General features: G+C 70.6%; 9 protein-coding genes and 1 tRNA gene. 3 read left to right on the forward strand and 7 right to left on the reverse strand.

Features of this window, described 5'->3' with window-relative positions:
* Positions 1-42: 42 nt before the first annotated feature.
* A complete protein-coding gene (locus ACIQOV_RS14055; RefSeq protein WP_049655715.1) occupies positions 43-345 on the reverse strand; it encodes a co-chaperone GroES in 303 nt (100 codons plus the stop codon).
* Between the two features lie 184 nt (positions 346-529).
* A complete protein-coding gene (locus tag ACIQOV_RS14060) occupies positions 530-871 on the reverse strand; it encodes a DUF3618 domain-containing protein (RefSeq protein ID WP_380538871.1) in 342 nt (113 codons plus the stop codon).
* A gap of 166 nt (positions 872-1037) precedes the next feature.
* Between ACIQOV_RS14060 and bcp the strand changes: the two genes are divergently transcribed.
* Positions 1038-1511, forward strand: a complete 474-nt coding sequence (gene bcp, locus ACIQOV_RS14065; RefSeq protein ID WP_401048434.1) for a thioredoxin-dependent thiol peroxidase — start codon at positions 1038-1040, stop codon at positions 1509-1511.
* Between the two features lie 95 nt (positions 1512-1606).
* Here bcp and ACIQOV_RS14070 read toward each other — a convergent pair whose 3' ends face one another.
* Positions 1607-3940, reverse strand: coding sequence for a chitinase C-terminal domain-containing protein (locus ACIQOV_RS14070; protein ID WP_401048442.1), 2334 nt, complete (start codon positions 3938-3940; stop codon positions 1607-1609).
* 512 nt (positions 3941-4452) lie between these two features.
* On the opposite strand from ACIQOV_RS14070, the gene ACIQOV_RS14075 reads away from it, so the two are divergent.
* A tRNA-Leu gene (locus ACIQOV_RS14075) sits at positions 4453-4536 on the forward strand.
* A 73-nt stretch (positions 4537-4609) separates the two neighbouring features.
* On the opposite strand, the gene rdgB is transcribed toward ACIQOV_RS14075, so the two are convergent.
* The 4 genes from rdgB to ACIQOV_RS14095 all read right to left on the reverse strand — a co-directional run bounded on the left by rdgB (position 4610) and on the right by ACIQOV_RS14095 (position 6984).
* Entirely contained in the window at positions 4610-5215 is a 606-nt protein-coding gene (gene rdgB / locus ACIQOV_RS14080; RefSeq protein ID WP_401048436.1) for an RdgB/HAM1 family non-canonical purine NTP pyrophosphatase, read from the reverse strand.
* A 31-nt stretch (positions 5216-5246) separates the two neighbouring features.
* Complete coding sequence (locus tag ACIQOV_RS14085) at positions 5247-5636, reverse strand: hypothetical protein (protein ID WP_359915201.1); 390 nt, start codon at positions 5634-5636, stop codon at positions 5247-5249.
* A 247-nt stretch (positions 5637-5883) separates the two neighbouring features.
* Positions 5884-6609 carry a ribonuclease PH gene (rph, locus tag ACIQOV_RS14090; protein ID WP_401048438.1) on the reverse strand — a complete coding sequence of 242 codons (726 nt, stop codon included), beginning with the start codon at positions 6607-6609 and terminating at the stop codon, positions 5884-5886.
* Between the two features lie 141 nt (positions 6610-6750).
* A complete protein-coding gene (locus ACIQOV_RS14095; RefSeq protein WP_063349220.1) occupies positions 6751-6984 on the reverse strand; it encodes a glucose PTS transporter subunit EIIB in 234 nt (77 codons plus the stop codon).
* A 402-nt stretch (positions 6985-7386) separates the two neighbouring features.
* Between ACIQOV_RS14095 and ACIQOV_RS14100 the strand changes: the two genes are divergently transcribed.
* A complete protein-coding gene (locus ACIQOV_RS14100) occupies positions 7387-8676 on the forward strand; it encodes a PTS transporter subunit EIIC (protein WP_401048440.1) in 1290 nt (429 codons plus the stop codon).
* The last annotated feature ends 363 nt before the right edge of the window (positions 8677-9039 follow it).

Below are 9039 nucleotides of genomic sequence, written 5' to 3' on the forward strand. Positions count from 1 at the left end.
ACCGGGGTCGGGGCACCGCGGGGCACCGGGCGGATCAGGCCGTCACAGGTACAGCCCGGTCGAGCCCTCCGTGTCGCCGAAACGGGTCGCGGCGACGGCGTGCAGGTCGCGCTCGCGCAGCAGCACGTAGGTGGCGCCGCGGACCTCCACCTCCAGCTTGTCCTCCGGGTCGTACAGCACCCGGTCCCCCGGTTCCACCGAGCGCACGCTCTGGCCCACCGCGACGGCCTCCGCCCAGGTACAGCGCTTGGACAGCTCCGCCGTGGCCGGGATCAGGATGCCGCCGGTCGAGCGGCGCTCGCCCTCGCCGCCCTCGATGCGCACCAGCACGCGGTCGTGCAGCATCCGGATCGGCAGCTTCTCGCCGAGCCGGTCGTGGCGGGCGGGCTCCTGCGCGTACTCGGAGCGGGTCGCTTCGTCGTTCGTACTCACGGTCCCGAAGGTACCTCCCCCGGGCGCGAGGCGTGACGCTGGCCCGGTACGCGGAAGGCCGGGCACGCGGCGCGCCCGGCCCTCCGTCCCGCGGTACTCAGCCCTTGCGGCGCTTGCGGGCCGAGGCGACCAGCAGCACCAGGCCCACGCCGACCAGCGCGGCCGGGACGATCCGCTCCCGGCGCGGCTGCCCCTTCTCGTCCACGAACTGCGCCCGGACCTTCTCCACCACGCCGCTGGCGGCCACGTACGCCCGGGCTGCCCGCTCCTCGACGGCGGCCGCCGCCTTGGCCTTGACCTGGGCGGAGATGGTGCTCGGGTGGACGCGGACGGCCAGCTCGTCGAGGGTCCCCGCCAGCCGGTCACGCGTCCGCTCGATGTCCGCCTCGATCTGGGCGGTCGTCCGCGCCGACTTGTCCTGCGTGCTCGCCTCGCCCACTCGGGCCACCCCATTCACTCGCCGATGTCGTTCCGTCCGATCCGTGCGATCGGTGCGACTGACCCAGTGTGTCAGCTGCCGAACACGGCCGCGCGGCCCCACCCACCATCGGAGGTAAGTTTGCCGTGGTACAGCCGCCCGTCCCAGCCTTCAGGAGAGTACGACCGTGTCTGAGCGCCTCCAGCCCGGCGACACCGCGCCCGCCTTCAGCCTGTCCGACGCCGACGGCAACCAGGTGTCCCTCGCCGACCACGCCGGCCGCAAGGTCATCGTCTACTTCTACCCGGCCGCCCTGACCCCCGGGTGCACCAAGCAGGCCTGCGACTTCACCGACAACCTGGAGGTCCTCGCGGGCGCCGGCTACGACGTCATCGGCATCTCCCCGGACCAGCCGGAGAAGCTCGGCAGGTTCCGCGAGGCCGAGAACCTCAAGGTCACGCTGCTGTCCGACCCGGACAAGGAGGTGCTGGAGGCGTACGGCGCCTTCGGCGAGAAGCAGAACTACGGCCGCACCTACCTGGGCGTGATCCGCTCCACGATCGTCGTGGACGAGCAGGGCAAGGTGGAGCACGCGTTCTACAACGTTCGGGCCACCGGCCACGTCGCCAAGCTGCTGCGCGACCTCAAGGTCGGCGCCTGACCGACCGCGGTACGGAGAACGACGAAGCGGTGGCGGCGCACCCCCCGACCGGGTGCACCGCCACCGCCGTTCCTCACCTCGGCGGACCGGCCCGATCAGCAGGCCCCGAGGTCGCTCCAGACTCCCCACGAGCCGCTGGCCGCGGGGTCGTCGCCCTTGGTCCACCACTTGTTGGTGTAGTAGTGACCCTTCCACGAGACCTTGGTGGGGGTCGCGTAGGTGGTGCCCGCGTCCCAGCCCGGGGCGGCCGTGCAGGCGCCCGAGGTCGGGGTCGGCGTCGGGGTCTGCGGCCCGGTCGCGGTGGGCGTCGGGGTCGGGGTCGGGGTGGCCGTCTGCGACGGGGTCGGGGTCGGGGTCGGTGTGCCGCCGTCCACCGCACCGCGGGTCAGGTCACCCTTGATCCCGTACAGCGTGCCGCCCACGTTGACCGTCCAGTTGGAGGGCGTGGACACCGGCAGGTAGTAGACGAAGTCCATGTCGATCGAGGCGCCCGGCGCCAGCGACTGCCAGCCCGGCAGCTTGACCGACACCCGGTTGTAGGTGCCCTTCAGACCGCCCACGTTGCCCGGGCCCGGGTTGTCCTGCTTGATGACCTGGAGGCCGAAGCCGGACTGGTCCTTGGCGTTGCCCGGGGCCGAGTTGCCGTAGTCGAACTGGAACTCGGTACCGCCCGGCAGGGTCAGCGTCGAGTTGTTGACGATGTGCAGCTTCGGGTTGATCGGGTAGTTCGAGTCGCCCAGCGCGAAGTTGGTGAACGACACGTCGATCGGCAGGGTCTGCTGCGGCAGCGCGGTCGTCGAGCGGATCGCGCCGTACGGGGCCGCCGACTTGAACTTGTCGTACATCAGCGAGGTCAGCGTCGAACCGGGGACGTACTCGCCCTTGCCGCCGTTGGCGGCGGCGTCCCACTTGTAGTCGCCCGCGAGCTCCCAGATCATCGCGCCGCCGGCGCCCTGGTTGACGATGTAGTCCGCCTTGGCGCCCACCGACTGCTCGTCCTCGGTGGAGAGGAACACCTTCTTGGTGTCGTTCCACAGCCACGGCGCCACCAGGGCGGAGCTGTAGTTGCGGGTGTAGGTGCCCTGCAGCGCGGTGTCGGACACGCCGTACTTGGCCAGGTAGTCGGGCAGGATGCCCTTCTCCAGGTTCTTGGCGTGCCACATCGGGTTCGACCCGGCCGGGGACTCCTTGCCCGCGTCGTCCTTGTCGTTCCAGATGTTGTCGATGCCGACCGCGCCGTCACCGCAGGCGGTCAGGCCGGAGCCGGCCGGGCAGGTGGTCGCGGAGGCGGTGCCCCAGAGGCCGTTGGTGCCGCCCTGCACGTTCTTGAAACCGCGGGAGTAGTACGGCAGGCCGACGTTGATCCGGCCGCCGGGCATCGAACCGCGGAAGTAGTGGTACGACCAGTCGGCGTTCAGGTAGCCGATGCCGCCGTACTGCCCGGTGCCGTAGACGTTGGCGGCGGCCAGCTCGCCGTCCTTGCCGTCGTCGAACAGCGAGGCGTTCGGGCCCACGTACTTGTTCCAGGCGCCGTGCAGGTCGTACGACATGATGTTGACGTAGTCCAGGTACTTGGCCACCTGGAAGGTCTCCATGCCGCGCAGCAGGTAGCCGGAGGACGGGGCGGCGACCGACAGCAGGTAGTGCTTGCCGTCGGCGGCGCCGGCCTTGTCCAGGTTCTCGCGCAGGGTCTTCATCAGCGCCGCGTAGCCCTTGGCCAGCGAGCCGCGCTTGGCGTTGGCGAGCTGCCAGTCCAGCGGGTTGCCGGCGTCCTTCATCGAGGTCGGGTACTCGTAGTCGATGTCGACGCCGTTGAAGCCGTACTTGCGGATGAAGTCGACCGAGGAGGCGGCGAAGGTGTCGATGCCGGCCTGGTTGACGCTGCCGTCCGCGTTGACGGTCATCGAGTAGAAGCCGCCGGAGTCGACGCGCTTGCCGTCGTCCCCGAAGTAGCCGCCGGTCTCGGTCCAACCGCCCACCGAGATCAGGGTCTTGACGTTCGGGTACTGCTTCTTGAACTTCGTCAGCAGGTTGAAGTGGCCCTTGTACGGCAGGCTCGGGTCCAGCTCGGCACCGGGGACGCCGGGGAAGGAGATCCCGGTGGCCTCGTTGGTCGGGCCGTCGGTGCCGACCGAGAGCTTGTTGTCGCCGCCGACGTGGCCGAAGGCGTAGTTGAGGTGGGTGACCTTGTCCCAGGGGATGTCGTTCACCAGGTACGGCGCGTCGCCGTTCTTGCCGGTGCGCCAGCCGGTGAAGTAGCCGATGATGCGGCGCTGGTGGTCGGCGCCCATCTTCTCGCGCCCGCTGGTGTCGTAGACGGAGCAGTACGGGACGTCCACCCCGGGGGTCTGGTACAGGCCGTCCGGCCGACAGGCCGCGTTGTCGACCGCCGCCGACGCCTGCGAGGGCGCCGCACCCAGCGTCGCCATCAGCAGTCCGGCCAGCGAGGCCGCGGCGAGCGAGGCCACGCCGGCCCGGGCGGCCGGGCTCTTCCGGCGGTGGGCGGCGGTGGGACGCCGCTCCGCCGTGTTTCGGATCAACACTCGGTCCTCCAGGAGAGAGTGTCGGCGCGTGCCTGTGGGGGAGCACGCACGTGGGGGATTGCAATTGGCGCAGAAGCTATGTGGTCTGAACCATATAGGTCAATAGGTCTGTACCAATTGGTAATCAAAAGCCAAACATCACAGGTCGGAACCGCTCGACAATCGGTCAGCCCCCTGGCCGAAACCCGCTCCCGGCGCGCGCCGGCCGACCCGGCGGCCGAGCTGCCCGCACCGGCGCGCGGCCGACGCGCGGCCGTCCCCCGACCGGGACGCGGCCGGGGCCGAACCGGGGGCCGAGCCGGGGGCCGAGCCGGGGGCCGAACCGGGACGCGGCACCGGCGGGGCGGCGGCCGAACTCGCTGTCCCCACACTCGACGAAGCTCTAGACTGGTCGCCATGCGGCCTTGGCGGAATTGGCAGACGCCTGGGTTTTAGGTGCCCATGGGAGAAATCCCGTGAGGGTTCGAGTCCCTCAGGCCGCACTGGCGTTGAAATCGAAGGCCCACCCCGAGGTGATCCCGGGGCGGGCCTTCGACGCGTTCACCGGACGGAGTGTCAGGCCAGCAGGTCCTTGACGACCGGGGCGAGGGCACGGAAGGCCTTGCCGCGGTGGCTGATGGCGTTCTTCTCGGCCGGGGTGAGTTCGGCGCAGGTGCGGGTCTCGCCGAGCGGCTGGAGGACCGGGTCGTAGCCGAAGCCGCCGTCGCCGGCCGGGGCGGTGCGCAGGGTGCCGAGGAGGCGGCCCTCGACGACGCGCTCGGTGCCGTCGGGGAGCGCGAGGGCGGCGGCGCAGAAGAAGTGGGCGCCGCGGTGCGGCTCGGCGATGTCGGAGAGCTGGGCGAGCAGCAGGTCGAGGTTGGCCGTGTCGTCGCCGTGCTTGCCGGACCAGCGGGCGGAGAAGATGCCGGGCGCGCCGTTCAGCACGTCCACGCAGAGGCCGGAGTCGTCGGCGACGGCGGGCAGGCCGGTGGCGCGGGCCAGGGCGTGCGCCTTGAGCAGGGCGTTCTCGGCGAAGGTGACCCCGGTCTCGGGGACGTCCGGGATCTCCGGGTAGGCGTCGGCGCCGACGAGTTCGACGTCCAGGCCGGCGTCCGCCAGGATGGCGCGGAGCTCGGTGACCTTGTGCTGGTTACGGGTGGCGAGAATCAGGCGGGTGGACATATCGCCCACCCTACCGAGGGGCCGGGGACGATCAGCCGGTGCAGACCGAGGTGAGGTTGCCGGCCGCGGCGCCGAGCGGCTTGAGGTCCGGGACCTCGTTGCGGTCCGCGGCCCGCTGCACGTTCTCGACCTGCTTCTGCAGATCGGTCACGGCCTTGGCGACGTCGGTGTTCTTGGAGTTCTTCCCGACCTGGTCGAGGTCGTTCTTGAGCTTCTGCAGGGCCTTCCCCGCCGCGGCCGCGTCGTTGCTCGCGTTGTCGTAGGCCTGGGTGACGTCGGCGATGTCGCCGGTGATCCGCACCGCGGTGTTGCCGCAGTCGAGCGCCTTCTGCGCGGCGGAGCAGCTCACCATGCTGAGCGGGAGGATCGCGATGAGTCCGGCCACGGCGAGGGCGGCGGGGCGGGCGATGCTCGACGGCATCCGATCCTCCTGTGGGGCGCGGGTTCCGTGATGGGGGACGCGCGCCGGGAGGTGCGCGGTTCCCGCAGCGGGAGTGCTGCGGGAACCGTACGGTCTCCGGGCCCGGCCTGTACAGCAGGCCGACCGGTTCGGCGGGCCGTTCGCCCGCGGCCCGCACGCGTGTCCGCACCGCGGCCCGAACGGCCGTCCGCGCCCGCGGGCTGACCGTGCGTCCGCTCCGGTCCACGGCTGCGGGACCCGCGCCGGTTCAGCCCTCCAGGGCCTTGCGCTGGATCGCGTCCAGCTCCGCGCAGCCGAGGCTGCCGAGGTCGAGCAGCCGGTCGAGCAGCTCGCGGTCGAACGGGGCGCCCTCGGCGGTGCCCTGGACCTCGACGAAGCGGCCGTCGGAGGTGCAGACGATGTTCATGTCGGTCTCGGCGCGCACGTCCTCCTCGTACTGGAGGTCGAGCATCGGGGCGCCGTCGATGATGCCGACGCTGACGGCGCTGACGCCGCCGGTGATCGGCTGGCCCTTGGCGCGCAGCAGCTTCTTGTCGCGGGCCCAGGCGACGGCGTCGACCAGGGCGACGTACGCGCCGGTGATGGCGGCGGTGCGGGTGCCGCCGTCGGCCTGGAGGACGTCGCAGTCGAGGACGATGGTGTTCTCGGCGAGCGCCCGGTGGTCCACGACGGCGCGCAGCGAACGGCCGATCAGCCGGCTGATCTCGTGGGTGCGGCCGCCGATGCGGCCCTTGACGGCCTCGCGGTCGCCGCGGGTGTTGGTGGCGCGCGGGAGCATGGAGTACTCGGCGGTGACCCAGCCCTCGCCGCTGCCCTTGCGCCAGCGGGGCACGCCCTCGGTGACGCTGGCGGTGCACAGCACCTTGGTGTCGCCGTAGGAGATGAGGACGGAGCCTTCGGCGTGCTTGCTCCAGCCCCGTTCGATGGTGATCGGGCGGAGCTGTTCGGGGGTGCGGCCGTCGATGCGTGACATAGGCACTGAGCGTAGTCGCTCCGGGGGGCCGGTCCGGGAAGCGGCGGGGAGCCGGTCCGGGAGCCGGCGGGGACGCGCCGCGGCCCGCCGTCCCCCTGAGCGGGTCGGCGGGCCGGGCGGGCTGAACCCGGGTGGCTCAGCTCACATCATGTCCTCGATGTCGGCGGCGATCGGGTCGGCGTCGGTGCCGATGACGACCTGGATCGCGGTGCCCATCTTCACGACGCCGTGGGCGCCGGCGGCCTTGAGGGCGGCCTCGTTGACCAGGGAGGCGTCCTTGACCTCGGTACGCAGGCGGGTGATGCAGCCCTCGACCTCTTCGATGTTGTCGATGCCGCCCAGACCGGCGACGATCTTCTCAGCCTTGCTGGCCATCTGGTTTCTCCCTCTGTCTCGGCCCTTCGGCGGCTCTGCCGGGTGCCGTCCTGCGCTGGTGCTGGGGTGTCCCTCGACCGCCGGGCGGTGAGGTCCGTGCCGGTGGCTGACGCGGGTTCGGCTGCGGTCGTGCCGGCGAGCAGCGCGACCAGCATCACCCGTGCCGGTCCGGTCCGCCACGTTAGTCCACTTTTGGCCCATTCCGGCGGGCAGGCGTCCGATCGTCGCCCGAGGATGACGATCAGCGGGGCTCGCGCCTCCGGAGTACGGCCTGCTTCCAAGTGGTCTACACCAATATATGTGTACTCCGAGGAACGCGGTAACGGCCCCGGGTGTTCCCGAACCCCGCCCGAGGGTCCCGCAGGGGCCCGCCGGCCGGCAACCGCACCCGGAGGGCGAAGGATGAGTTCGGCAGGCGCCACGGCCCCGCAGACCACGTGGTGGCACACCTTCTACGGCGGCCTCCAGAAGATGGGCCGCTCCCTGCAGCTCCCGGTGGCCGTGCTCCCCGCCGCGGGCATCCTCAACCGGCTCGGCCAGCCGGACGTGTTCGGCAAGGACGGACTGGGCTGGGACGACGTCGCCAGGGTCTTCGCCGCCGCGGGCGGCGCACTGCTCGACTCGGCCTTCGGCCTGCCGATGCTGTTCTGCGTCGGCGTCGCGATCGGCATGGCGAAGAAGGCGGACGGCTCGACGGCACTGGCCGCCGTGGTCGGCTTCCTGGTCTACTTCCGGGTCCTGCACGCCTTCCCGGAGCACTGCAAGCCGCCGACGGTGCTGGTCAGCGACCAGTGCGTGGACTACACCTCGGCGAAGGCGGCGGCCGCGACGTACCAGAACCCGGGCGTGCTGGGCGGCATCCTGATCGGCCTGATGTCGGCCTGGCTGTGGGTCCGGTTCCACCGCACCAAGCTGGTCGACTGGCTCGGCTTCTTCAACGGCCGCCGCCTGGTTCCGATGATCACCGCCCTGGTCGGCATGCTGACCGCCGTGGTGGCGCTCTGGGTCTGGCCGCCGATCGGCCGCGGCCTGAACGACTTCTCGCAGACCCTCGCCGACCTGGGCGCGGCCGGCGCCGGCATCTTCGGCGTCTTCAACCGCGCACTGCTGCTGATCGGCATGCACCAGCTGCTGAACACCTTCGTCTGGTTCCAGTTCGGTGAGTTCGTCAAGCCGGACGGCACGATCGTGCACGGCGACATCCCGCGCTTCCTGGCGGGCGACCCGACGGCCGGCCAGTTCCAGTCCGGCTTCTTCCCGATCATGATGTTCGCGCTGCCGGCCGCCGCCCTCGCGATGGCGCACTCGGCGAAGCCGCACCGGCGCAAGGAGATCTACGGCCTGATGCTCTCGGTCGGCCTGACCTCCTTCGTGACGGGCGTCACCGAACCGATCGAGTACTCCTTCGCCTACCTCGCCCCCGCCCTGTACGCCGTGCACGCGCTGCTGACCGGCGCCTCGATGGCGGTGACCTGGGGTCTCGGGGTGCACGACGGGTTCAGCTTCTCGGCCGGCCTGATCGACTACGCGATCAACTGGGGGCTGGCCACCAAGCCGTGGCTGATCATCCCGATCGGCCTCTGCTTCGCCGCCGTGTACTACGCGCTCTTCCGGTTCATCATCGTCAAATTCAACCTGAAAACACCCGGGCGGGAGGACGACGACCAGGTCGAGGACGTCACCAAGGCCTGAGCCCGGGCGACACCGGGGTTATCCCCGCAATGGCCCCCGGACCCGACGGTCCGGGGGCCTTCGGCATTTCGGAAAGCCCGGTCGCCCCGGCCCAACGCGCCTGGCAGGGCCCACCGGAACAGGCTGTGCTTTTGTTGCGCGATTAGCCAAAATCGATTTTGTTGCGCGGTCGGCCAAAATGCCGATCGCAGCCGCGACCATGATCGCCATTCGGTAAGTAGGTTTCGATTTCATAGCGCTTCCCGGCGACACCGCTTTCCGGGGTTCCTCGACTTCTCCACCCGTGCTACAAAACTGGTCTACACCACGTGTGGTGTAGACCAGTTCGCGGTTCGGCCCCTGTGCCTTCCCCCCGACCGACCG

Source organism: Kitasatospora sp. NPDC091257 (assembly GCF_044757675.1).
Lineage (GTDB): Bacteria > Actinomycetota > Actinomycetes > Streptomycetales > Streptomycetaceae > Kitasatospora > Kitasatospora lactacystinica.